The sequence below is a fragment of the Pseudomonas sp. ASL9 genome, from assembly GCF_056680335.1.
In genome coordinates this window covers 3519691-3543111 of record NZ_CM155277.1, presented here as the reverse complement: position 1 = coordinate 3543111, position 23421 = coordinate 3519691, and the positions used below count along the sequence as shown (strand labels likewise).

General features: G+C 53.9%; 21 protein-coding genes, 6 tRNA genes and 3 rRNA genes. 8 read left to right on the top strand and 22 right to left on the bottom strand.

The genetic code is table 11. The annotated features are described in order from the left end of the window. Positions 1-82: 82 nt before the first annotated feature. The 20 genes from rplL to tyrS form a co-directional block, all read right to left on the bottom strand. Positions 83-451, bottom strand: coding sequence for a 50S ribosomal protein L7/L12 (gene rplL, locus AC1ME2_RS16340; RefSeq protein ID WP_480435293.1), 369 nt, complete (start codon positions 449-451; stop codon positions 83-85). 78 nt (positions 452-529) lie between these two features. Continuing rightward, positions 530-1030, bottom strand: a complete 501-nt coding sequence (gene rplJ, locus AC1ME2_RS16335) for a 50S ribosomal protein L10 (RefSeq protein ID WP_219062794.1) — start codon at positions 1028-1030, stop codon at positions 530-532. A 194-nt stretch (positions 1031-1224) separates the two neighbouring features. Then, positions 1225-1920, bottom strand: coding sequence for a 50S ribosomal protein L1 (gene rplA / locus AC1ME2_RS16330; RefSeq protein WP_480435291.1), 696 nt, complete (start codon positions 1918-1920; stop codon positions 1225-1227). Next, entirely contained in the window at positions 1920-2351 is a 432-nt protein-coding gene (gene rplK, locus AC1ME2_RS16325; protein ID WP_480435289.1) for a 50S ribosomal protein L11, read from the bottom strand. The genes rplA and rplK overlap by 1 nt, the downstream gene beginning before the upstream one ends. 118 nt (positions 2352-2469) lie before the next feature. Then, on the bottom strand, positions 2470-3003 hold the full coding sequence (gene nusG / locus AC1ME2_RS16320) for a transcription termination/antitermination protein NusG (RefSeq protein ID WP_219062798.1): 534 nt from the start codon (positions 3001-3003) through the stop codon (positions 2470-2472). Positions 3004-3012: 9 nt separating this feature from the next. Next, on the bottom strand, positions 3013-3381 hold the full coding sequence (gene secE, locus AC1ME2_RS16315; protein WP_480435287.1) for a preprotein translocase subunit SecE: 369 nt from the start codon (positions 3379-3381) through the stop codon (positions 3013-3015). 46 nt (positions 3382-3427) lie between these two features. Then, a tRNA-Trp gene (locus AC1ME2_RS16310) sits at positions 3428-3503 on the bottom strand. 54 nt (positions 3504-3557) lie between these two features. Next, positions 3558-4751, bottom strand: a complete 1194-nt coding sequence (tuf, locus tag AC1ME2_RS16305) for an elongation factor Tu (protein ID WP_480435284.1) — start codon at positions 4749-4751, stop codon at positions 3558-3560. Positions 4752-4827: 76 nt separating this feature from the next. After that, positions 4828-4903 (bottom strand) — tRNA-Thr (locus tag AC1ME2_RS16300). 26 nt (positions 4904-4929) lie between these two features. Beyond that, positions 4930-5003: transfer RNA gene (locus AC1ME2_RS16295), tRNA-Gly, on the bottom strand. A 25-nt stretch (positions 5004-5028) separates the two neighbouring features. After that, positions 5029-5113: transfer RNA gene (locus AC1ME2_RS16290), tRNA-Tyr, on the bottom strand. A 142-nt stretch (positions 5114-5255) separates the two neighbouring features. Next, positions 5256-5696, bottom strand: coding sequence for a hypothetical protein (locus AC1ME2_RS16285; protein ID WP_480435282.1), 441 nt, complete (start codon positions 5694-5696; stop codon positions 5256-5258). Positions 5697-5703: 7 nt separating this feature from the next. Next, the gene (locus AC1ME2_RS16280; protein ID WP_480435280.1) at positions 5704-6453 is read right to left on the bottom strand and encodes a pantothenate kinase; all 750 of its coding nucleotides are present in this window, start codon (positions 6451-6453) and stop codon (positions 5704-5706) included. Then, positions 6443-7402 carry a bifunctional biotin--[acetyl-CoA-carboxylase] ligase/biotin operon repressor BirA gene (gene birA, locus AC1ME2_RS16275; protein WP_480442167.1) on the bottom strand — a complete coding sequence of 320 codons (960 nt, stop codon included), beginning with the start codon at positions 7400-7402 and terminating at the stop codon, positions 6443-6445. Before birA ends, AC1ME2_RS16280 begins: the two co-directional genes overlap by 11 nt. 132 nt (positions 7403-7534) lie before the next feature. Beyond that, positions 7535-7650: ribosomal RNA gene (gene rrf, locus AC1ME2_RS16270) — 5S ribosomal RNA — on the bottom strand. A gap of 147 nt (positions 7651-7797) precedes the next feature. Next, positions 7798-10688, bottom strand: a 23S ribosomal RNA gene (locus tag AC1ME2_RS16265). Between the two features lie 236 nt (positions 10689-10924). Next, positions 10925-11000, bottom strand: a tRNA-Ala gene (locus tag AC1ME2_RS16260). Between the two features lie 30 nt (positions 11001-11030). Beyond that, positions 11031-11107, bottom strand: a tRNA-Ile gene (locus tag AC1ME2_RS16255). An 83-nt stretch (positions 11108-11190) separates the two neighbouring features. Continuing rightward, a 16S ribosomal RNA gene (locus AC1ME2_RS16250) occupies positions 11191-12729 on the bottom strand. Together the 16S, 23S and 5S rRNA genes with 2 tRNA genes alongside form the textbook arrangement of a ribosomal RNA operon. A 501-nt stretch (positions 12730-13230) precedes the next feature. Continuing rightward, entirely contained in the window at positions 13231-14430 is a 1200-nt protein-coding gene (gene tyrS, locus AC1ME2_RS16245) for a tyrosine--tRNA ligase (RefSeq protein ID WP_480435278.1), read from the bottom strand. A gap of 212 nt (positions 14431-14642) precedes the next feature. Here tyrS and AC1ME2_RS16240 point away from each other — a divergent pair, with 212 nt between their 5' ends. Then, positions 14643-16073, top strand: coding sequence for an OapA family protein (locus tag AC1ME2_RS16240; protein ID WP_480435276.1), 1431 nt, complete (start codon positions 14643-14645; stop codon positions 16071-16073). Positions 16074-16076: 3 nt separating this feature from the next. Further along, positions 16077-17183, top strand: a complete 1107-nt coding sequence (locus AC1ME2_RS16235; protein ID WP_480435274.1) for an anhydro-N-acetylmuramic acid kinase — start codon at positions 16077-16079, stop codon at positions 17181-17183. A gap of 60 nt (positions 17184-17243) precedes the next feature. Here the strand turns inward: AC1ME2_RS16235 and erpA are convergent, their stop codons facing one another. Next, on the bottom strand, positions 17244-17594 hold the full coding sequence (gene erpA / locus AC1ME2_RS16230) for an iron-sulfur cluster insertion protein ErpA (protein ID WP_480435272.1): 351 nt from the start codon (positions 17592-17594) through the stop codon (positions 17244-17246). Between the two features lie 163 nt (positions 17595-17757). Beyond that, positions 17758-18792, bottom strand: coding sequence for an N-acetyl-gamma-glutamyl-phosphate reductase (gene argC / locus AC1ME2_RS16225; protein ID WP_480435270.1), 1035 nt, complete (start codon positions 18790-18792; stop codon positions 17758-17760). A 136-nt stretch (positions 18793-18928) separates the two neighbouring features. Between argC and hemJ the strand changes: the two genes are divergently transcribed. The 6 genes from hemJ (at position 18929) to coq7 (ending at position 23384) form a co-directional block, all read left to right on the top strand. Then, positions 18929-19357, top strand: a complete 429-nt coding sequence (hemJ, locus tag AC1ME2_RS16220; protein WP_480435268.1) for a protoporphyrinogen oxidase HemJ — start codon at positions 18929-18931, stop codon at positions 19355-19357. Between the two features lie 29 nt (positions 19358-19386). Further along, entirely contained in the window at positions 19387-20355 is a 969-nt protein-coding gene (locus tag AC1ME2_RS16215; protein WP_480435266.1) for an NAD(P)H-dependent flavin oxidoreductase, read from the top strand. Positions 20356-20443: 88 nt separating this feature from the next. Further along, positions 20444-21361, top strand: coding sequence for a DUF805 domain-containing protein (locus tag AC1ME2_RS16210; RefSeq protein WP_480435264.1), 918 nt, complete (start codon positions 20444-20446; stop codon positions 21359-21361). Positions 21362-21421: 60 nt separating this feature from the next. Further along, entirely contained in the window at positions 21422-22210 is a 789-nt protein-coding gene (locus AC1ME2_RS16205) for an SDR family NAD(P)-dependent oxidoreductase (protein ID WP_480435262.1), read from the top strand. A 63-nt stretch (positions 22211-22273) separates the two neighbouring features. Continuing rightward, positions 22274-22612 carry a histidine triad nucleotide-binding protein gene (locus tag AC1ME2_RS16200; RefSeq protein WP_480435260.1) on the top strand — a complete coding sequence of 113 codons (339 nt, stop codon included), beginning with the start codon at positions 22274-22276 and terminating at the stop codon, positions 22610-22612. A gap of 124 nt (positions 22613-22736) precedes the next feature. Continuing rightward, positions 22737-23384, top strand: a complete 648-nt coding sequence (gene coq7 / locus AC1ME2_RS16195; protein ID WP_480435258.1) for a 2-polyprenyl-3-methyl-6-methoxy-1,4-benzoquinone monooxygenase — start codon at positions 22737-22739, stop codon at positions 23382-23384. The last annotated feature ends 37 nt before the right edge of the window (positions 23385-23421 follow it).

The following is a 23421-nucleotide window of genomic DNA, read 5'->3' as shown; positions in this document are numbered from 1 at the left end:
ATAACGGAAAAAGGCCGGTGGCAAGAGCCACCAGCCATCAGCCTTTCGCTTAACGCTTGGGCTGGAGACGCAAAGTCGATGCTTACTTCAGCTCGACTTTAGCGCCTGCTTCTTCCAGAGCAGCTTTGGCTTTGTCAGCAGCATCTTTCGATACAGCTTCCAGAACCAGCGAACCAGCACCAGCGTCAACTACCGCTTTGGCTTCTTTCAGGCCCAGGCCTGTCAGTTCACGTACTGCCTTGATCACGTTAACTTTCTTCTCGCCAGTTTCGGTCAGAATGACGTTGAATTCAGTCTGTTCTTCCACTACTGCAGCAACAGCAGCTGGACCAGCAGAACCGGCAGCAGCAGTAACGCCGAATTTTTCTTCGAAAGCTTTGATCAGCTCAACAACCTGCAGAACAGACATTTCAGCTACGGCGTTGAGGATATCGTCTTGAGAAATGGACATGACTCTAATTCCTGAATTGGGGGACGGCCTACGCGGCCATCGAAATAAACAAAAATACGCGAGAGAAAGTGCTCAGCCTTAAGCTGCGGCAGCTTCTTTTTGTTCGCGAACAGCCGCCAGAGTACGAGCCAACTTGCTGGTAGCGCCTTGAATCACGCTCATCAGCTGAGAAATAGCTTCGTTACGGGTCGGCAGAGTTGCCAGTACGTCGATCTGATTAGCTGCGAGGAACTTGCCCTCGAACGCAGCTGCCTTGATCTCGAACTTATCCTGACCTTTGGCAAATTCCTTGAACAAACGGGCAGCAGCGCCAGGATGTTCGTTGGAGAATGCAACCAAGGTCGGGCCTGTGAACACGTCGTTGAGCACGTCATATTGAGTGCCTGCAACGGCGCGTCGCAGCAAGGTGTTACGTACAACACGTACGTACACGCCAGCTTCACGGGCCTCTTTACGGAGTCCGGTCATAGCGCTTACTGTCACACCGCGGGCATCAGCCACGACAGCGGACAGAGCTACTTTGGCAGCCTCGTTGACTTCAGCGACGATGGCCTTCTTGTCTTCGAGTTTAATTGCCACGGGTTAACTCCTGCTTGTTACCGTTTCATCCAACCGAGGTCGGATGTCGTTTTGGTGTCTGATTCGGTAAGGAACCGGGAGCACCATCTGCGTAGGCTTGAGGTTTAAGACTTTCGCCGCCTACGGTCTTGGATAGCCCCCGCCAGGCAGGGACCCCAATTTTTCATGTGTGCAGTCGCCTGCACCCATTTGTCTTACGCGTCCAGCGAGCCTTGGTCGATGACCAGACCTGGGCCCATAGTGGTGCTCAGGGTAACGCGCTTGACATAAATACCTTTCGAAGAAGCTGGCTTGATACGCTTCAAATCAGCGATCAGTGCTTCAACGTTTTCCTTCAGCTTGACAGCGTCGAAACCGACCTTGCCAACGGAAGTGTGGATGATGCCGTTTTTGTCGGTGCGATAACGAACCTGACCAGCCTTGGCGTTTTTAACCGCTGTGGCTACGTCTGGAGTAACGGTACCGACTTTAGGGTTAGGCATCAGGCCGCGTGGGCCGAGGATCTGACCCAACTGACCAACAACACGCATCGCGTCCGGGGAAGCGATAACCACGTCGAAGTTCAGGTTGCCGGCTTTCATTTCTGCAGCCAGGTCGTCCATACCAACGCGATCAGCGCCAGCAGCCAGAGCAGCTTCAGCAGCAGGACCCTGGGTGAACACAGCGACGCGAACAGTTTTGCCAGTGCCGTGCGGAAGCACGGTTGCACTGCGAACAACCTGGTCGGATTTACGCGGGTCAACACCAAGGTTAACCGCAACGTCAACAGATTCGCTGAACTTGACAGTCGACAGTTCGGTCAACAGAGCTGCTGCGTCTGTGAAGCTATAAGCTTTGCCCGGCTCGATTTTAGCCGCGATAGCTTTTTGGCGCTTAGTCAACTTAGCCATTACACACCCTCCACGTTAAGGCCCATGCTACGAGCAGAACCAGCGATGGTACGCACAGCGGCGTCCATATCACTTGCCGTCAGATCCGCATTTTTTGCTTTAGCGATATCTTCCAGCTGAGCACGGGTAACGGTGCCAACCTTAACGGTGTTTGGACGAGCGGAACCGCTAGTCAAACCAGCAGCCTTCTTCAGCAGAACCGAAGCAGGGGTGCTTTTAGTTTCGAAAGTGAAGCTGCGGTCACTGTAAACAGTGATGATCACAGGAGTCGGCAGACCTGGCTCAATACCCTGAGTACGGGCGTTGAAGGCTTTGCAGAATTCCATGATGTTCACGCCATGCTGACCCAGTGCAGGACCAACAGGTGGACTTGGGTTAGCCTGAGCGGCCTTCACTTGCAGCTTGATGTAAGCGGTAATTTTCTTGGCCATGAGGCACTCCAATTACGGGTTCAGACGCCTAAAAAGGCTCCCCGGTTACTTGCGCGTTTATCCCAGTGACGACAAAACCCCACAGCCTAAGGCTGCGGGGTATGGGATTTTCGTTCAGCTATGCCTTCTCGACCTGACTGAACTCTAACTCTACCGGAGTAGAGCGACCGAAAATAAGCACAGCCACTTGGATCCGGCTTTTTTCGTAGTTAACTTCTTCAACCGTGCCGTTAAAATCAGCGAACGGACCATCAGTGACACGAACAACCTCACCTGGCTCGAACAGTGTTTTTGGCTTCGGCTTGTCGCTACCATCAGCGACACGACGCAGAATTGCTTCCGCTTCTTTGTCAGTGATCGGAGCAGGCTTATCAGCGGTACCGCCGATAAAGCCCATCACACGAGGAGTATCCTTGACCAAGTGCCAAGTACCCTCGTTCATATCCATCTGTACCAGCACATAACCTGGAAAGAATTTGCGCTCGCTTTTGCGTTTCTGGCCATTACGCATTTCAACCACTTCTTCAGTGGGAACCAGAATTTCGCCGAAGCCTTCTTCCATGCCAGCCAGCTTCACACGCTCGAGCAGCGAGCGCATGACATGCTTCTCGTAACCCGAGTAAGCATGCACTACGTACCAACGCTTAGCCACGGGACACCCTTAGCCAACAATCAAAGAAACAAGCCAACCGAGCAGGGAATCTAAACCCCACAACAGCAGCGCCATAACCAACACAACAGCCACAACAATCAATGTGGTCTGCGTAGTTTCTTGGCGAGTAGGCCAAACGACTTTACGAATCTCGGTACGAGCTTCCTTTGCCAACACGAAGAAAGCTTTACCTTTTCCTGTCTGCAAACCAACGAAGGCAGCAGCAGCAGCAATAGCAAGCAATACAAGCACGCGGTACAGGATCGGTTCCGCGGAGTAGTACTGATTGCCGACAACGCCTACGACCACCAAAACGACTACAAGTAGCCATTTAAGCAGATCAAAGCGAGAGTCTTGGGCTTCAGCCTTGGGAGTCATCTACGAGGATCCTGTGAAAAGAAAGCCAGATTACACCGAGTGAATCTGGCAGGTCAGGAGGGAATCGAACCCCCAACCTACGGTTTTGGAGACCGTCGCTCTGCCAATTGAGCTACTGACCTAAAAGCAAAATTAGGCCGACCATTATGCCGGCCCAACAAGAGTTTTTCAACAACTTACTCGATGATTTTAGCTACGACACCCGCGCCGACGGTACGACCGCCCTCACGAATAGCGAAACGAAGACCATCTTCCATCGCAATCGGCTGAATCAGAGTGACAATCATTTTCACATTATCACCCGGCATTACCATATCAATGCCTTCTGGCAATTCGCAGTTACCGGTCACGTCAGTTGTACGAAAGTAAAACTGCGGACGGTAGCCCTTGAAGAATGGCGTATGACGACCACCCTCCTCCTTGCTCAGAATGTAAACTTCGCCTTCGAACCTTGTGTGCGGCCTGACCGAGCCCGGCTTGGCCAGAACCTGGCCACGCTGAACATCATCACGCTTGGTGCCACGCAACAGCACTCCGACGTTCTCACCTGCACGACCTTCGTCGAGCAGCTTGCGGAACATTTCAACACCTGTACACGTCGTCTTTGTGGTGGGAACGATACCGATAATTTCGATTTCTTCCTGCACTCTAACGATGCCACGTTCAACCCGACCAGTTACCACCGTACCACGACCCGAGATCGAGAACACATCCTCGATCGGCATCAGAAACGGCTTGTCGATTGCACGCTCAGGCTCTGGAATATAGCTATCCAACGTATCAACCAGCTTACGGACGGCAGTCGTGCCCATTCCGTTTTCATCCCGACCATTCAATGCCATCAAAGCAGAACCGATCACGATGGGGGTGTCATCACCCGGAAAATCGTAAACACTCAGCAGGTCACGCACCTCCATCTCAACCAGCTCAAGCAACTCCTCATCATCGACCATGTCAGCCTTATTCAGGAACACAACGATGTACGGAACGCCAACCTGACGAGACAGCAAAATATGTTCACGCGTCTGCGGCATAGGACCATCAGCTGCGGAACACACCAGAATCGCACCGTCCATCTGAGCAGCACCGGTAATCATGTTCTTCACATAATCAGCATGGCCTGGACAGTCAACGTGAGCGTAGTGCCGGATTGCAGAATCATATTCAACGTGTGACGTGTTGATTGTGATCCCGCGCGCTTTTTCTTCTGGAGCATTGTCGATCTGAGAAAAGTCACGAGCAGAACCACCGAATGCTTCAGCGCAAACCTTGGTCAAAGCAGCAGTCAAGGTTGTTTTTCCATGATCAACGTGACCAATGGTGCCAACATTCAAGTGCGGCTTCTTGCGTTCGAACCTTTCCTTAGCCATCGACACTGTCTCCCATAGAAGAATCAATCTTGACCGCTTAAAACAAAGGCAGATATTTTCATATCTGCCTTGATAATGGAGCTCTTGAGCAGATTCGAACTGCTGACCTCACCCTTACCAAGGGTGTGCTCTACCAACTGAGCTACAAGAGCGATACACGTCGCACAAACAACAAACCTGGAGCGGGTAGCGGGAATCGAACCCGCATCATCAGCTTGGAAGGCTGAGGTTCTACCGCTAAACTATACCCGCAGAGCTTGTTGCTTACGCTAAAATTTGGTGGAGGGGGAAGGATTCGAACCTTCGAAGTCGTAGACGTCAGATTTACAGTCTGATCCCTTTGGCCGCTCGGGAACCCCTCCTGAACGAGGCAGCATTTTCAACTCATGCTACCCTTCTGTCAACTAATTTCTCATTAAAAACCTGAGGTTACATTCGCTGACGACCGCTTTACAGATTACGCACTTAACATCGCACTGCGAAGCGGGCGCCATTCTATGCAAACTAGTCGGTAGTTGCAATGCCTTCACAAGACATAATTTTATTTTTTAGCTGCGCAAAATCCTGAGTAAGCTCACGAATCAAGCCATCATCCACAAGCCGCCGACTAGAAGGTGCAATCTTCAGCCAATATCCAGCCACAGGCCCCGCTGAAAGGGGCTGAAGCTGTGATTGTATATCAAGGCTAGTTAAACGCTGCTCAATCAGACGCGCATCCTCCTGACGAGCAAGACCACCCAGATAAAGGCACTTTTCGTCCCCCTCCTGCGGAGTCGAGGCGTTTTCGCGCGCAGCATCAGACTCACTTAGCAGATGAATATCTTGCTGCGAACCTCGATACAACGATAACGAAATGACCTCCTTGGCTCGCAGAGGCGCTTCCTGTTGATGCCATATGTAATAGAAGGAATTGAGCATCAATAGCAAAAGAAATAGCCAACGCATAGCAACCTCAAGGCAATGGACAGGCCAAGGCCAGCCCTACGAAAACCAGATCAGGCATCATTCGGGCGCCAGGCAATATTTCGCCAACCAAATCCGCATCGCCACCGGTAACAAAAACCGAGAAATCATCCTTCCAATACTCTCGGGCCATACTCAATTGCGTAAGCACAAAGCCTCGCGACATCAGCGAACATCCTCGCTCCACCGCCTCAACTGTCGAGCGCCCTGGAGTGAAGCTGATCAGTGCACGCTCCGCAGCGGCGTCGTCGTAGCGAATCCGTCGCGTATGCGTGCGCAGCAGATTGCGCATCAACGGCATACCTGGACAGATAAACCCACCCATGTGCTGCCCATCAGCCGACACAAAATCTGAAGTGATCGCAGTACCCAGATCCAGCACCAGGCATGCACCACGACTAATATGATACGCACCAACGATCGCCAGCCACCGATCCAAACCTAGAAGCTCGTATTCGTCATAGCCATTCGTTACACCGGCCATAAATTTTGCCGGACCTGCGCAAATGACGCTTATCGAAAAGGCCCTAGCCAGAACAGCGACTAACTGGACCGTCTCCTCATTGCTACGCACGCTGACCAATCTACAGTGGATCAAACTCAGACCTGGGATCTGATTAAGGGTCAGCAGCAATGCGTCATCGCAATCGACAACGCCTCCAGCCACGATCAAGGAGCTATCCTGGCGGACTACCCGCCATTTGATGAAGCTGTTGCCGCAATCAAGTTCAAGAATCATCACGCAGCCTCAAGCTAAGCTCGCCACCACTAAAAACCTTCTCTTCCGCGCCGACCTGCAGCCGCAATGCACCTTGCGCATCAACCCCCAACACAACACCCTCTACATTACTGGCGCCCGCCAGCAGCGTTACCGCTCGCCCGTGCCATAAGTGATTTTGCTCCCACTCAGCCTGAACGGCAGGAAAACCACTTTTCTGATGCACACTTAAATAATGATCGAGCGTACGATTCAACCTCGCGATCAGGTCATTACGATCTGATAAGACGCCGGTTTCAAGTCGAACGGAGGTCCAAAGCTGGTCGACTTCAGGCGCCGCTTGCATGTTCACGTTGATGCCAACGCCAATTACAACGTGACAGACGTCAGCAGGGTCTCCCACCAACTCCAACAAAACGCCCGCAATCTTACGCTGCCCGACCAGAATGTCATTTGGCCATTTAAGACCAGCATTCTTGACCCCCACTTCGCGCAGCGTTTGCATTACCGCCAGCCCCACAAGCAGACTCAAGCCTTCCAACTGGCGCATCCCACCCTCGACCCTCAAGACAAGGCTGTAGTAGACGTTCTCCGCAAATGGGCTTATCCATTTGCGCCCGCGTCGTCCTCTGCCGGCGGTTTGTCGCTCAGCCAGTACGAGCACAGGCATATCATGACCTCGCTCAATCGAGCGCAGCGCCTCTGCATTGGTTGAGTCGATTGAGTCGAAAATGAGTGTTGACCATTCTGGGGAGAAGCCAGCGCTTGAGATTTCATCCTTATCCAGAAGAGATATTGGATTGGCCAAGCGATAGCCTCGACCTCTAATCTTATGGATCTCGAGACTCAGCTCCGCTTCCAACTGCTGCAGCTGTTTCCATACAGCACTACGACTGACGCCAAGAGCATGGCCCAGGGCTTGCCCCGAATGAAAATTGCCATCCTTAAGAAGCTTTAATAACGTCAGCATGCGGATATCGCCTAACAATGAGGCACGCATAATAGCCATGCGCACTGTTAATGCATAGAAACGAAAATGTATTTATTGAGCGCACAAACAAAACCCCTGTCTGCGTAAGCAAACAGGGGTTTCGGAATTTAATCTTGACGATGACCTACTCTCACATGGGGAAACCCCACACTACCATCGGCGATGCATCGTTTCACTGCTGAGTTCGGGATGGGATCAGGTGGTACCAATGCTCTATGGTCGTCAAGAAATTCGGCTGCCGGCTCGTGGTGCTTGCGCGCAACGGGCCAACTAATGGGGATGTGATAGATTTGTGTGTTGGCTGCAAACTTTCGACTGTATCGTCTTCACACACATCAATCTGCTTTTCTCTCAGCAGATTGCTTGGGTGTTATATGGTCAAGCCTCACGGGCAATTAGTATTGGTTAGCTCAACGCCTCACAGCGCTTACACACCCAACCTATCAACGTCGTAGTCTTCGACGGCCCTTCAGGGGACTCAAGGTCCCAGTGAGATCTCATCTTGAGGCTAGTTTCCCGCTTAGATGCTTTCAGCGGTTATCTATTCCGAACGTAGCTACCCGGCAATGCCACTGGCGTGACAACCGGAACACCAGAGGTTCGTCCACTCCGGTCCTCTCGTACTAGGAGCAGCCCCTCTCAAATCTCAAACGTCCACGGCAGATAGGGACCGAACTGTCTCACGACGTTCTAAACCCAGCTCGCGTACCACTTTAAATGGCGAACAGCCATACCCTTGGGACCGGCTTCAGCCCCAGGATGTGATGAGCCGACATCGAGGTGCCAAACACCGCCGTCGATATGAACTCTTGGGCGGTATCAGCCTGTTATCCCCGGAGTACCTTTTATCCGTTGAGCGATGGCCCTTCCATACAGAACCACCGGATCACTAAGACCTACTTTCGTACCTGCTCGACGTGTCTGTCTCGCAGTCAAGCGCGCTTTTGCCTTTATACTCTACGACCGATTTCCGACCGGTCTGAGCGCACCTTCGTACTCCTCCGTTACTCTTTAGGAGGAGACCGCCCCAGTCAAACTACCCACCATACACTGTCCTCGATCCGGATAACGGACCTGAGTTAGAACCTCAAAGTTGCCAGGGTGGTATTTCAAGGTTGGCTCCACGCGAACTGGCGTCCACGCTTCAAAGCCTCCCACCTATCCTACACAAGCAAATTCAAAGTCCAGTGCAAAGCTATAGTAAAGGTTCACGGGGTCTTTCCGTCTAGCCGCGGATACACTGCATCTTCACAGCGATTTCAATTTCACTGAGTCTCGGGTGGAGACAGCGCCGCCATCGTTACGCCATTCGTGCAGGTCGGAACTTACCCGACAAGGAATTTCGCTACCTTAGGACCGTTATAGTTACGGCCGCCGTTTACCGGGGCTTCGATCAAGAGCTTCGCGTTAGCTAACCCCATCAATTAACCTTCCGGCACCGGGCAGGCGTCACACCCTATACGTCCACTTTCGTGTTTGCAGAGTGCTGTGTTTTTAATAAACAGTCGCAGCGGCCTGGTATCTTCGACCGGCATGGGCTTACGCAGTAAATGCTTCACCCTCACCGGCGCACCTTCTCCCGAAGTTACGGTGCCATTTTGCCTAGTTCCTTCACCCGAGTTCTCTCAAGCGCCTTGGTATTCTCTACCCAACCACCTGTGTCGGTTTGGGGTACGGTTCCTGGTTACCTGAAGCTTAGAAGCTTTTCTTGGAAGCATGGCATCAACCACTTCGTGTGCCTAAGCACACTCGTCATCAGCTCTCGGCCTTAGAATCCCGGATTTACCTAAGATTCCAGCCTACCACCTTAAACTTGGACAACCAACGCCAAGCTGGCCTAGCCTTCTCCGTCCCTCCATCGCAATAACCAGAAGTACAGGAATATTAACCTGTTTTCCATCGACTACGCTTTTCAGCCTCGCCTTAGGGACCGACTAACCCTGCGTCGATTAACGTTGCGCAGGAAACCTTGGTCTTTCGGCGTGGGTGTTTTTCACACCCATTATCGTTACTCATGTCAGCATTCGCACTTCTGATACCTCCAGCAAGCTTCTCAACTCACCTTCACAGGCTTACAGAACGCTCCTCTACCGCATCACCTAAGTGATACCCGTAGCTTCGGTGTATGGTTTGAGCCCCGTTACATCTTCCGCGCAGGCCGACTCGACTAGTGAGCTATTACGCTTTCTTTAAAGGGTGGCTGCTTCTAAGCCAACCTCCTAGCTGTCTAAGCCTTCCCACATCGTTTCCCACTTAACCATAACTTTGGGACCTTAGCTGACGGTCTGGGTTGTTTCCCTTTTCACGACGGACGTTAGCACCCGCCGTGTGTCTCCCATGCTCGGCACTTGTAGGTATTCGGAGTTTGCATCGGGTTGGTAAATCGGGATGATCCCCTAGCCGAAACAGTGCTCTACCCCCTACAGTGATACATGAGGCGCTACCTAAATAGCTTTCGAGGAGAACCAGCTATCTCCGAGCTTGATTAGCCTTTCACTCCGATCCACAGGTCATCCGCTAACTTTTCAACGGTAGTCGGTTCGGTCCTCCAGTTAGTGTTACCCAACCTTCAACCTGCCCATGGATAGATCGCCCGGTTTCGGGTCTATTCCCAGCGACTAGACGCCCTATTAAGACTCGCTTTCGCTACGCCTCCCCTATTCGGTTAAGCTCGCCACTGAAAATAAGTCGCTGACCCATTATACAAAAGGTACGCAGTCACCCAACAAAGTGGGCTCCCACTGCTTGTACGCATACGGTTTCAGGATCTATTTCACTCCCCTCTCCGGGGTTCTTTTCGCCTTTCCCTCACGGTACTAGTTCACTATCGGTCAGTCAGTAGTATTTAGCCTTGGAGGATGGTCCCCCCATATTCAGACAAAGTTTCTCGTGCTCCGTCCTACTCGATTTCACTGCAAAGAGATTTTCGCGTACAGGGCTATCACCCACTATGGCCGTCCTTTCCAGAACGTTCCGCTAATCTCAATACAGCTTAAGGGCTGGTCCCCGTTCGCTCGCCACTACTAAGGGAATCTCGGTTGATTTCTTTTCCTCAGGGTACTTAGATGTTTCAGTTCCCCTGGTTCGCTCCATACACCTATGTATTCAGTGTAAGGTAACGGTCTTATGACCGCTGGGTTCCCCCATTCAGACATCTCCGGATCAAAGTCTGTTTGCCGACTCCCCGAAGCTTTTCGCAGGCTACCACGTCTTTCATCGCCTCTGACTGCCAAGGCATCCACCGTATGCGCTTCTTCACTTGACCATATAACCCCAAGCAATCTGGTTATACTATGAAGACGACATTCGCCGAAAATTCGCAATTTAACTCACAAATTTTACCTTAGCCCGTAACACCACCAGTGAAAGTGCTGTCCGGTCTAACTTTCTATCACATACCCAAATTTTTAAAGAACGATCTAATCAAAGACTAGAAATCAACATTCACCATCGAACCGATGGAATGCTCATTTCTAAACTCTACAATACAGAAGCAGTAAGTGGTGGAGCCAAACGGGATCGAACCGTTGACCTCCTGCGTGCAAGGCAGGCGCTCTCCCAGCTGAGCTATGGCCCCGTATTTCTACAGGCGTTTCCCACACAAAATTGGTGGGTCTGGGCAGATTCGAACTGCCGACCTCACCCTTATCAGGGGTGCGCTCTAACCAACTGAGCTACAGACCCAATTTCGGGCTGCTTCTAAATCGTCTTTTTCAATGAATCAAGCAATTCGTGTGGGAGCTTATGATGAAGCTGATGTCTTCGATTAAGGAGGTGATCCAGCCGCAGGTTCCCCTACGGCTACCTTGTTACGACTTCACCCCAGTCATGAATCACACCGTGGTAACCGTCCTCCCGAAGGTTAGACTAGCTACTTCTGGTGCAACCCACTCCCATGGTGTGACGGGCGGTGTGTACAAGGCCCGGGAACGTATTCACCGCGACATTCTGATTCGCGATTACTAGCGATTCCGACTTCACGCAGTCGAGTTGCAGACTGCGATCCGGACTACGATCGGTTTTCTGGGATTAGCTCCACCTCGCGGCTTGGCGACCCTCTGTACCGACCATTGTAGCACGTGTGTAGCCCAGGCCGTAAGGGCCATGATGACTTGACGTCATCCCCACCTTCCTCCGGTTTGTCACCGGCAGTCTCCTTAGAGTGCCCACCATGACGTGCTGGTAACTAAGGACAAGGGTTGCGCTCGTTACGGGACTTAACCCAACATCTCACGACACGAGCTGACGACAGCCATGCAGCACCTGTCTCAATGCTCCCGAAGGCACTCCGCTATCTCTAGCAGATTCATTGGATGTCAAGGCCTGGTAAGGTTCTTCGCGTTGCTTCGAATTAAACCACATGCTCCACCGCTTGTGCGGGCCCCCGTCAATTCATTTGAGTTTTAACCTTGCGGCCGTACTCCCCAGGCGGTCAACTTAATGCGTTAGCTGCGCCACTAAGAGCTCAAGGCTCCCAACGGCTAGTTGACATCGTTTACGGCGTGGACTACCAGGGTATCTAATCCTGTTTGCTCCCCACGCTTTCGCACCTCAGTGTCAGTATCAGTCCAGGTGGTCGCCTTCGCCACTGGTGTTCCTTCCTATATCTACGCATTTCACCGCTACACAGGAAATTCCACCACCCTCTACCATACTCTAGCTCGACAGTTTTGAATGCAGTTCCCAGGTTGAGCCCGGGGATTTCACATCCAACTTAACGAACCACCTACGCGCGCTTTACGCCCAGTAATTCCGATTAACGCTTGCACCCTCTGTATTACCGCGGCTGCTGGCACAGAGTTAGCCGGTGCTTATTCTGTCGGTAACGTCAAAACAGATACGTATTAGGTAACTGCCCTTCCTCCCAACTTAAAGTGCTTTACAATCCGAAGACCTTCTTCACACACGCGGCATGGCTGGATCAGGCTTTCGCCCATTGTCCAATATTCCCCACTGCTGCCTCCCGTAGGAGTCTGGACCGTGTCTCAGTTCCAGTGTGACTGATCATCCTCTCAGACCAGTTACGGATCGTAGCCTTGGTGAGCCATTACCTCACCAACTAGCTAATCCGACCTAGGCTCATCTGATAGCGCAAGGCCCGAAGGTCCCCTGCTTTCTCCCGTAGGACGTATGCGGTATTAGCGTCCGTTTCCGAACGTTATCCCCCACTACCAGGCAGATTCCTAGGTATTACTCACCCGTCCGCCGCTCGCCACCAGGTACAAGTACCCGTGCTGCCGCTCGACTTGCATGTGTTAGGCCTGCCGCCAGCGTTCAATCTGAGCCATGATCAAACTCTTCAGTTCAAACATCTTTGGGTTTTGACAAAACCCTAAACTTAGCTCAGCAATCGTTGGTTACATCTTTGATTTCTCGCGGAGTAACTTGTGATGCTGATAATCAGTTGACTTCAGTCTTACAGCACAAGCACCCACACGAATTGCTTGATTCAGTTGTTAAAGAGCGGGTGGTTGAGATCTTTCGTCTCAGCCGAGGCGCGCATTCTACAGCAGCCTCTGTTGCTGTCAAGCGGTTATTTTAACAAGTTTCAAAGTTTCCTTTGCAACTTCAACCACTTGCGCTTCGATCAACTTCACGTCTCTCGTTAGCGGGAGGCGAATTCTACAGCGTTACACGCTGCTGTCAACACCTCTTTTCTACCGCTTTCGATCCAGAAGATCAAAACCCCTTCCTCGCCGCTTACTCTGGATAACTCTTTGATTTACAAGGAGTTTTCCGCTTCATCTGCTCCGGAAGAGGTGCGAATTATAGGCTCGGAAAAACTTACGTCAAGGGTTAAATCAGGCTTATTCCAAATTAAGCGTAATTCGCCCAAAAGCCTTCTTACCAGCCTGGCAGACATGGGTCGCGCCAACCTTGAACACAAAGGCGCGATCCACAACCTCGCCATCTATACGCACGCCGCCGGACGCCAGAAGATCCCGGGCAACGGCAGAGTTCTTGACCAGGCCTGCCTTATTAAGGACAGCGGCTATAGGCATGTCTTCGGCAGCAGTGATGCCGATCTCTGGCAAATCATCTGGCAGGTCGCCATCCTTCATGCGATTACCCGCCGAACGATGCGCAGTCGCCGCAGCCTCTTCGCCGTGGAATCGGGCAACGATCTCTTCAGCCAGTTTGATTTTGATATCACGCGGATTGGCGCCCGCCGCGACATCGACCTTGAAGCTGTTGATCTCTTCCATAGAGAGGAAGCTCAACAACTCGAAGTAGCGCCACATCAAGGCATCCGGGATCGAAACCAGCTTGCTGTACATAATGCCCGGCGCTTCCTGAATCCCCACATAGTTACCCAGGGATTTGGACATCTTCTTCACGCCATCCAGGCCCTCTAATAAAGGCATGGTAAGAATGCATTGAGCTTCTTGCCCGTAGGCACGCTGCAGCTCACGCCCCATCAGCAGGTTGAATTTCTGATCGGTGCCGCCCAGCTCGATATCCGCACGCAGCGCGACAGAGTCATAGCCCTGCACCAACGGGTACATGAACTCATGTATCGCTATCGACTGATTGGTCGAGTAGCGCTTATGGAAGTCATCACGCTCAAGCATCCGCGCCACCGTGTACTGCGAAGACAGGCGGATGAAGTCAGCCGAACTCATTTGATCCATCCAGGTGGAGTTGAACGCCACCTCGGTCTTTGCCGGATCAAGAATCTTGAAAACCTGGGTCTTGTAGGTTTCTGCGTTAGCCAGAACCTGTTCGCGCGTCAGCGGTGGCCGCGTCGCGCTTTTACCACTGGGATCACCGATCATGCCAGTGAAGTCCCCAATCAGGAAAATGACCTGATGACCAAGCTCCTGGAACTGACGCAGCTTATTAATCAGCACGGTATGACCCAAATGCAGATCCGGGGCTGTAGGGTCGAACCCAGCCTTTATACGCAATGGCTGGCCACGCTTAAGCTTTTCGACCAATTCGGACTCGACCAGGAGTTCATCCGCACCGCGCTTGATCAGCGCTAGCTGCTCTTCAACCGACTTCATAACAGCCCCGTAATGGCTCATCTTAAATGGGACCCAACCATACAAGATCAGGGCCCAATTACAAGTTTTTGCCCAGCACTCCCCGCCGAATCAGAGACTGATGCGTTCGTAGGGTTGCTTCGAGCATGGTTTGGTTATATTTTATACAGTTATTTCATCTTCACCCTGTCATTCATCTTTTCCAATTCATCTTTTCAAAGTCAAAATTACCTATGATCGACACACAGCCTAAGGCGCCTCCGCTTTATCCCAAGAGCCACCTGCTCGCTGCCAGCGGCATTGCCGCCCTGCTGAGCCTGGCGCTTCTGGTCTTCCCGTCCAGCGACGTTGAGGCCAAAAAAACCACACTAAACCTTGATCTGGAAACGTCTGCCGATCAACTGACACAACAACAAGACGCTCAAGATCCGATTCAAGCCACACCTGAAACCACTGCATCTCCCTTCGCACAAATTGAAAGCGGAGCTGAAGACACTCAGGAAACGGCCGCTGCGGAACCTGAGAAGACAGCGCCCGCCCCCACCGTTGCTGCCAAGAATCCGCATCACAAAGAGGTCGTCGTCTCCAAGGGCGATACCTTGTCGACTCTTTTTGAGAAAGTAGGACTTCCTGCTGCCACTGTGCATGAAGTGCTGGCCAGCGATAAGCAGGCCAAGCAGTTCAGCCAGCTGAAGCACGGGCAGATTCTGCAGTTTGAGCTCTCCCCCCAAAACCAGCTCAAACAGCTGCACAGCAAGGTCAGCGACCTGGAAAGCATCAGCCTGTCCAAGACTGACAAAGGCTATGCCTTCAGCCGAGAGATCACTAAACCAAACGTACGCACTGCGTACACTCATGGCGTCATCAATAGCTCGCTTTCGCTGTCGGCTCAACGCGCCGGCCTGTCCCACAGCATGACCATGGACATGGCCAGTGTCTTTGGCTACGACATCGACTTCGCTCAGGACATTCGCCAGGGCGACGAGTTTGATGTGGTCTATGAGCAGAAAGTCGTCAACGGCAAAACGGTCGGCACGGGCAACATCCTGTCCGCTCGCTTTACCAACCGCGGCAAAACGTTTACCGCCGTTCGCTACACCAACAAACAAGGCAACAGCAGCTACTACACCGCTGACGGCAATAGCATGCGCAAGGCCTTTATCCGCACGCCAGTGGACTTTGCCCGAATCAGCTCACTGTTCTCCATGGGCCGTAAACACCCAATCCTGAACAAGATCCGCGCTCACAAAGGCGTCGATTATGCGGCACCTCGCGGCACACCGATCAAAGCAACGGGTGATGGCAAGGTTCTGCTGGCCGGTCGTCGTGGTGGCTACGGCAACACCGTGATCATCCAACATGGCGAGACCTACCGCACCCTTTACGGGCACATGCAGGGTTTTGCCAAGGGCGTACAAACCGGAAGCAATGTCAGGCAGGGCCAAGTCATCGGCTATATCGGCACAACCGGACTGTCGACCGGTCCGCACTTGCACTATGAGTTTCAGGTCAATGGCGTCCACGTCGACCCGCTGGGCCAAAAATTGCCGATGGCTGACCCAATCGCCAAAGCTGAAAGACAACGTTTCTTGCAACAAAGCCAGCCACTGATGGCACGCATGGACAAGGAAAAAGCCACAATGCTGGCTTCGAGCAAGCGCTAAGTCATGGCCTTCTATTATATAGGTGTGATGTCCGGGACCAGTCTTGATGGGCTGGATATCGCCCTGATAGAACAGGACGATCGGCCAAGACTGCTGGCGACCCATTACATACCGATGCCGGACAATCTGCGCGCAGAGCTTCTCGACTTGTGTGCCAGTGGCATCGATGAACTTGCACGGGCCGCCATCGCCGAGCAGAAGTGGGTCCATCTCGCCGCTCAGGGCATTCTGGCGCTGCTGAGCCAGGAAAAACTGTCAGCGGGTGAAATACGGGCCATCGGCAGCCATGGACAGACTATTCGTCACGAGCCTGCACGCGGCTTCACCCTCCAGATTGGCAACCCCGCACTGCTCGCAGAGCTGACAGAGATCACCGTCGTCAGTGATTTTCGTCGTAGGGATGTAGCCGCAGGCGGACAAGGTGCACCGCTGGTGCCCGCATTTCATGAAGCCCTCTTCGACAATCCGCTAGGCGCCCCGCTGGATCATCGTGCTGTCCTTAATATTGGCGGCTTCAGCAACCTGAGCCTGCTCGAAGCCGACAAGCCTGTGTCTGGTTTCGACTGCGGCCCAGGAAATGTCTTACTTGATGCCTGGATACACATACAAAGCGGCCAAAGCTTTGACCGCGACGGTGCCTGGGCGGCCAGTGGAACGATCGAGCCAGCATTACTGAAATCGCTACTCAGCGACCCGTTCTTCCTGACCCAAGGCCCAAAAAGCACAGGCCGCGAGGTTTTCAATAGTGGCTGGCTCCAGCACCACCTGTTCCAACTGCCCACATTCGCCCCTGAAAATATTCAGGCGACCTTGCTTGAACTGACTGCGCTGACCATTACCCAGTCGCTGCAGACCGCACAGGCGCAAACTGACGAGCTGTTGGTCTGTGGTGGCGGCGCGCACAACTCGGCGTTGATGGCGAGGCTGGCCGCCCTACTGCCCAAGACCAAGGTCAGCAGCACAGCCATTTACGGCGTGGACCCCGACTGGGTCGAGGCAATGGCTTTCGCCTGGCTGGCACACTGCTGCCTTGAAGGCGTACCCGCTAACCGGCCTAGCGTTACCGGTGCTCGCGGTTTGCGCGTGCTCGGCGCTATCTACCCGGCCTGACTGACACGCACACAGCAAAACGCCGCACATAAGCGCGGCGTCTCTGACCAACACGCCCAATCAGACCGAGAACGACGAACCGCAGCCACACGTGGTGGACGCATTCGGGTTCTTGATCACAAAGCGCGATCCTTCCAGCCCTTCCTGATAATCCACTTCTGCGCCTGCCAAGTATTGGAAGCTCATTGGATCGACAACCAGGCTGACACCATCACGTTCAACGATGGTGTCGTCGTCAGCCACGTCTTCATCAAAGGTGAAGCCGTACTGGAAACCCGAACAGCCACCACCGGTCACGAATACGCGCAGTTTCAGGCGATCATTGCCCTCTTCATCGACCAGGGTCTTCACCTTGTGCGCTGCACCAGGGGTGAATTCCAATGCCGTAGGTGTGAAGGTTTCGACGCTCATGCTAACTATCTCCCGGCGCTATGCCGTCATAATGCGTAATGACCGGCATTATCCGCTTACCCCAGTAAACTGGTCAACTATTGCACACGGCTCATTTCCAGGATGACGTCAAGAGCCCCACTTGGCGGAGCTCTTGAACCGGAACTGCAGCCCCGGCAATGAATCAGGGCAGCATGCCCGCATGGGAAAGACCCAACCGCTCGTCCAGACCGAACAAGATGTTCATGTTCTGGACCGCCTGGCCTGACGCACCCTTGACCAGATTGTCGATGACCGACAACACCACCACCAGATCGCCGCCTTGCGGACGATGCACGGCAATTCGACAAACATTAGCGCCACGTACGCTACGCGTCTCAGGATGGCTACCGGCTGGCATCACATCGACGAACGGCTCATTGGCATAGCGCTTTTCAAAAAGCGTCTGCAAATCCACCGACTTATCCACCACCGTGGCGTAAAGCGTGGAGTGAATGCCACGAATCATTGGCGCGAGGTGTGGCACGAAGGTCAAGCCGACTTCACCGCCCGACGCACGCCGCAGACCCTGCCTGATTTCAGGCAGGTGACGATGCCCTTTGACGGCGTAAGCCTTAAAGCTTTCGCTGGTTTCAGAGTACAACGAGCCGACACTGGCACCGCGCCCGGCACCGCTGACGCCTGATTTACAGTCGGCGATCAACCGAGAGGCGTCAGCCAAGCCTGCTTCGAGCAACGGCAGAAAGCCCAGCTGTGTCGCGGTAGGGTAGCAACCGGGAACGGCAATCAGGCGTGCCTGCTTGATCTGCTCGCGATTGACTTCAGGCAGCCCGTAGACCGCCTCTTTAAGCAACTCAGGCGCGCCATGCGGCTGGCCGTACCATTTGGCCCACTCGTCCGCGTCCTGCAGGCGGAAGTCTGCCGACAGGTCGATGACCTTTGTGCCTGCATTCAGCAGTTCGCCCGCCAACGCGTGGGCAACACCGTGCGGAGTGGCAAAGAACACCACGTCGCAAGCACCCAGCGCTTCGATATCTGGCACGCTGAAGGCCAGGCTGTCGTAATGGCCTCGCAGATTCGGGTACAGATCGGCAACGGCCAGCCCTGCCTCAGAGCGAGAAGTGATGACCACTACCTCAGCTTGCGGATGCTGTGCCAACAGACGCAGCAGCTCGACCCCGGTGTAACCCGTGCCGCCGACGATACCGACCTTGACCATAAACCTGCCCCTTCAACGAACCTACTGGAAAGCCATCGATAATATGGGCGTATGGCCTGAGGAACAACCGCGAACGTGACGTATGGCCGTTCATACCACTACTATTTGGTCACCGTGAACTTGGGAAAAACCAAAAATGCTGTTTTTATGGCTTAAAGCCTTCCACATCGTCTCGATGGTCTGCTGGTTTGCAGGTCTGTTTTATTTACCGCGATTGTTCGTTTATCACTCAATGAGTGAGGACGACGCCAGCAGGGAACGTTTCTGCATCATGGAGCGCAAGCTGTACCGAGGCATCATGGGACCCGCAATGATCGCCACGCTGGTTTTCGGGATATGGCTGATCAGCCTCAATCCCAGTGGTTACTTCAGCCACGCCTGGATGCACGCCAAGCTGGCGCTGGTGATTCTGCTGATTGGCTACCACCATGTCTGCGGCGCGCAAGTCAAACGCTTCGCGCGCGGCGAAAAGGGTCGCAGTCATGTCTATTACCGCTGGTTCAATGAAATCCCCGTATTGATACTGCTGGCTATCGTCATTCTGGTTGTCGTCCAACCGTTCTAATCGATAGCTGAATGCCTGGAGTCATACTCATGTCACTGCCAGCCTTGCTTGAACAACGTTTGCGTTTGCCCATCGTGGCCGCGCCGATGTTTTTGATCTCCAATCCGCAACTGGTCCTGGCGTGCTGCCGCAATGGAGTGGTCGGGAGTTTTCCGGCGCTTAACCAGCGCGAAAGCAGTGGTTTCAAAGCCTGGCTGGAGGAAATCGAAGTCGGGCTGGCAGAGCTTGTGAATCCGGCGCCCTACGCGGTCAACCTGATCGTGCATAACAGCAACCCTCGTTTGCAGGCTGATCTGGAGATCTGCATCGAGCATAAAGTACCCATCGTGATCACCAGCCTCGGTGCCGTTAAAGAGTTGGTCGATGCGGTGCATGATTACGGTGGCTTGGTATTTCATGACGTGACCACTCGCCGTCATTCAGAAAAGGCAGCAGACGCTGGCGTAGACGGTCTGATCGCCGTCGCGGCCGGTGCCGGCGGACACGCCGGAACCTGGAGCCCATTTTCGTTAATCGCCGAGATCCGCCAGTTCTTCGATAAAACCCTGTTGCTGGCGGGCTGTTTGAATCACGGTCACGAAATTCTTGCCGCGCAGTTGCTTGGCGCGGACCTGGCCTACTTTGGCACGCGCTTTATCGCTACCCGCGAAAGCCATGCCCCGGACGCTTACAAAGAGATGTTGCTGGCCTCCAAAGCCGCCGACATCGTGCATACCCCTGCCGTCTCCGGCGTGCCCGCCAGCTTCATGCGCAAAAGTCTGGAGAATGCCGGTTTCGACCTCGCCGCTCTACAGGGCAAAGGTGAAGTCAACGTTGGCTCGAAGCTCAAACCCATCAACGATGAAGCAAAAGCCTGGAAAACCGTATGGTCCGCCGGGCAAGGTGTCGGTGAAATTGACGATTTACCCAGCGTTGACGAACTGATTGCGCGCCTGGATGCTGAATACCGTAAGGCGCAGATACACTCATCCGACCTGGCTCGACACTGGCCGCGCTGAATGCCCGCCCGCGGCCTCCTTCTTGGCAGACCGTGGACCTGAGCGCTTTAGCAAGACTCACTGTTTTACCCAGACAAGGAAGGCATGCATGGCCGCGACCCACTTCAAGATCGTCTTCGAAGGAAACCTGCGCAATGGCGTCGACATCGAGACAGCCAAACTGAATCTGGCAGGCCTGTTCAAAAGCGAACCATCAGCCGTTGAAAAGCTGTTCAGTGGCCGGCCCGTTGTGCTCAAACGCGGGCTGTCGCAAGAACACGCTCAGCACTACCTGAGCGCGCTGAATGATGCTGGCGTCGAAGCGCGGATCGAAGCTGATCCCCCCATCAATTTGAGCCTGGATGAAATCGACGAGCCAACACCTTATCGAGCGACTAAAGAGCCGCAGCAGGAAGCATCCCCTTATGCTCCGCCACGGGCCCACGTAGGCGAAACATTGCCGGAATTTTCTGAGCTCAAGGTGTTCAGCGCTCAAGGTCGGATCGGGCGGTTACGCTATCTGGCATGGACGCTGGTACTTATGGCCGCCATCGTTGCCGTCACCGCCGTATGCGCAGCGATCCTGACCCGCTCGCTGGTGGGCGGTGGATTGCTCATTGCCATTGCAGGGATCGGCTTTTTGATCGTCAGCGTGCAGATAGCTGTGCAGCGGTTGCACGATGTTGGCTGGTCCGGGTGGCTGTTGCTGATCAATATCGTGCCATTCGTGGGTAGCCTGTTTCCGTTCTTGATAATGGTCATACCGGGCAACTCAGGTGCCAACCAGTACGGAGCACCGCAACCACCGAACACTAAGGCGGTAAAAATACTGGCCTCTTTGTGGCTGGCGATTATCGCCATCCTGATGGTCAGCGCATTTTTCAACGGCATTGGCACGTTTGAGGACGAGGTGCAAACCACCGCCACCGAGTACGAAAATGTCCTGCCTTACGACGATGATAGCGACAGCAACACCTCGCAACCCGCCGATGCCGCTCCACCCTCTGTAGACTATAAAGACGAATAACGCGCCTGTTTGAGCCCGACGCACACTGTCGTGGCTCGCGGTCGCTGCCTGGAGAATTGCATGACCCGTTACGCTCTGATCACTGGCGCCTCCAGCGGCATCGGCCTGGCAATGGCCGAAGCCTTGGCGCGCCGTGGTCGTAGCCTGATTCTGGTAGCCCGCCAACGGGACCTGCTGGAAAGCATTGCCACTGAATTGAACCAACGTTTTGGTGTGGAAGTCCTGTTTCGAGGCTGCGACCTGGGGGAGCCCTTGCGTCTTTCTGGTTTCTTGCTGGAACTCGAAGAGGGCGAACGGCAGATCGACTTGCTGGTGAACTGCGCCGGCATCGGCACCTGCGGACCGTTTTTGGCTCAGGACTGGGGCCATGAACAAGACCTGATCGAGCTGAACATACTGGCCCTGACCCGCCTGTGCCATGCCCTCGGCAATGCCATGGCCGTCCAGGGTGGCGGGCAGATACTCAATGTTGCCTCGGTAGCCGCCTTCAAGCCTGGCCCATGGATGAGCAGCTATCACGCCAGCAAGGCTTATGTGCTGCATTTTTCCGAAGGGCTGCGTGAAGAGCTGAAAAAAACCGGCGTAAAGATTTCAGTCCTGTGCCCTGGCCCAACGCGCACGGAGTTTTTCCATCATGCCCACCTGGAAGTTGGCAAGCTTGAACACAACAAGCGAATGATGAGCCCTGAAGAAGTCGCGCTTCATACGGTGCGAGCACTGGCGAAAAATCGCGCCGTGATCATTCCCGGTTGGCGCAATAAGCTGTTGGCGCTCACCCCGCGCCTGGGCCCGCGCTGGTTGACACGGAAAATATCCGGCGCGATCAACAAGACGTATTGCCCACGCTAAAAAACTGGGCGTGGTCCCGGCCCCTCGGTACACTCAGTCACTTATCAAAACGGAGAAATAGCTGTGGAGACTCTGTTCACCAAGATCATCAACAGAGAGATACCGGCAAAGATCATCTATGAAGATGACCAAGTGCTGGCCTTTCACGATATTGCCCCGCAAGCACCGGTGCACTTTCTGGTCATCCCGAAAAAAGCGATCCGCACGCTCAACGATGTGACCGAAGATGACAAAGGGTTGCTCGGCCACATGCTGTTCACCGCGCAACGTTTGGCCAAAGAGCTGGGCTGCGAGGACGGTTTTCGTACGGTAATGAACTGCAATGAGCTGGGCGGACAGACCGTCTATCACATTCACATGCACGTGCTCGGTCAGCGTCAGATGCATTGGCCGCCGGGCTGATTCACCTTTCCAACGACTTATACCCGCCGAGGCTGTCCATGCAAACCCGGCGGGCTGATCCAGCTCAAGCCGCGCCCGACCGATTCGGGTAAACTGGCCGCCGTGGATTTATCCGGAGGTGCCCATGGCTACCGAACGTCACTACTCCCCTGTTGACCGTCTTTTATTGCAAGCCGATGCTGCGATGCGCACGTTGCTGCCTTTCAGCGGGCAACCGTATCGACCATCACCCGCTATTGTTCAGCCCGAAGCCAAGATGAGCGACGTCGATACCCGGCACGTTGCGGGCTTGATGCGCATCAACCATACCGGCGAAGTCTGCGCGCAAGCGCTGTATCAGGGCCAGGCGCTGACCGCAAAGTTACCGAAAGTGCGAGCGGCCATGGAGCATGCAGCCGAAGAAGAGATTGACCATCTGGTCTGGTGCGAACAGCGCATCCGCCAATTGGGCAGCCATACCAGCGTGCTCAACCCACTGTTCTACGGTATTTCTTTCGGGATCGGTGCCGCCGCCGGGATGATCAGTGACCGGGTCAGCCTAGGTTTCGTGGCCGCGACTGAAGATCAGGTCTGCAAGCACCTGAACGATCATTTGCAGCAGCTTCCCGCCGAAGACGAAAAGTCCCGGGCCATTCTCGAACAGATGCGTATCGATGAAGAGCACCATGCCGAAATTGCGCTCGACGCCGGTGGATTTCGCTTTCCGGCGCCTATCAAATTCGGCATGAGCCTGCTGGCCAAGGTCATGACCAAAAGCACTTACAGGATATAAAAGCCACGCCATGCCTGGCGCACTACAAGAAAGGCGC

Bases quoted from the DNA above. Each gene is read 5' to 3' on its own strand.
- rplK (WP_480435289.1), bottom strand. From the start codon at position 2,351: ATGGCCAAGAAAATTACCGCTTACATCAAGCTGCAAGTGAAGGCCGCT.
- hemJ (WP_480435268.1), top strand. From the start codon at position 18,929: ATGCTGTTTTTATGGCTTAAAGCCTTCCACATCGTCTCGATGGTCTGC.
- AC1ME2_RS16280 (WP_480435280.1), bottom strand. From the start codon at position 6,453: ATGATTCTTGAACTTGATTGCGGCAACAGCTTCATCAAATGGCGGGTA.
- AC1ME2_RS16215 (WP_480435266.1), top strand. From the start codon at position 19,387: ATGTCACTGCCAGCCTTGCTTGAACAACGTTTGCGTTTGCCCATCGTG.
- AC1ME2_RS16235 (WP_480435274.1), top strand. From the start codon at position 16,077: ATGGCCTTCTATTATATAGGTGTGATGTCCGGGACCAGTCTTGATGGG.
- AC1ME2_RS16285 (WP_480435282.1), bottom strand. From the start codon at position 5,696: ATGCGTTGGCTATTTCTTTTGCTATTGATGCTCAATTCCTTCTATTAC.
- coq7 (WP_480435258.1), top strand. From the start codon at position 22,737: ATGGCTACCGAACGTCACTACTCCCCTGTTGACCGTCTTTTATTGCAA.
- AC1ME2_RS16210 (WP_480435264.1), top strand. From the start codon at position 20,444: ATGGCCGCGACCCACTTCAAGATCGTCTTCGAAGGAAACCTGCGCAAT.
- rplA (WP_480435291.1), bottom strand. From the start codon at position 1,920: ATGGCTAAGTTGACTAAGCGCCAAAAAGCTATCGCGGCTAAAATCGAG.
- AC1ME2_RS16240 (WP_480435276.1), top strand. From the start codon at position 14,643: ATGATCGACACACAGCCTAAGGCGCCTCCGCTTTATCCCAAGAGCCAC.
- tuf (WP_480435284.1), bottom strand. From the start codon at position 4,751: ATGGCTAAGGAAAGGTTCGAACGCAAGAAGCCGCACTTGAATGTTGGC.
- secE (WP_480435287.1), bottom strand. From the start codon at position 3,381: ATGACTCCCAAGGCTGAAGCCCAAGACTCTCGCTTTGATCTGCTTAAA.
- birA (WP_480442167.1), bottom strand. From the start codon at position 7,402: ATGCTGACGTTATTAAAGCTTCTTAAGGATGGCAATTTTCATTCGGGG.
- rplL (WP_480435293.1), bottom strand. From the start codon at position 451: ATGTCCATTTCTCAAGACGATATCCTCAACGCCGTAGCTGAAATGTCT.
- erpA (WP_480435272.1), bottom strand. From the start codon at position 17,594: ATGAGCGTCGAAACCTTCACACCTACGGCATTGGAATTCACCCCTGGT.
- argC (WP_480435270.1), bottom strand. From the start codon at position 18,792: ATGGTCAAGGTCGGTATCGTCGGCGGCACGGGTTACACCGGGGTCGAG.
- AC1ME2_RS16205 (WP_480435262.1), top strand. From the start codon at position 21,422: ATGACCCGTTACGCTCTGATCACTGGCGCCTCCAGCGGCATCGGCCTG.
- tyrS (WP_480435278.1), bottom strand. From the start codon at position 14,430: ATGAAGTCGGTTGAAGAGCAGCTAGCGCTGATCAAGCGCGGTGCGGAT.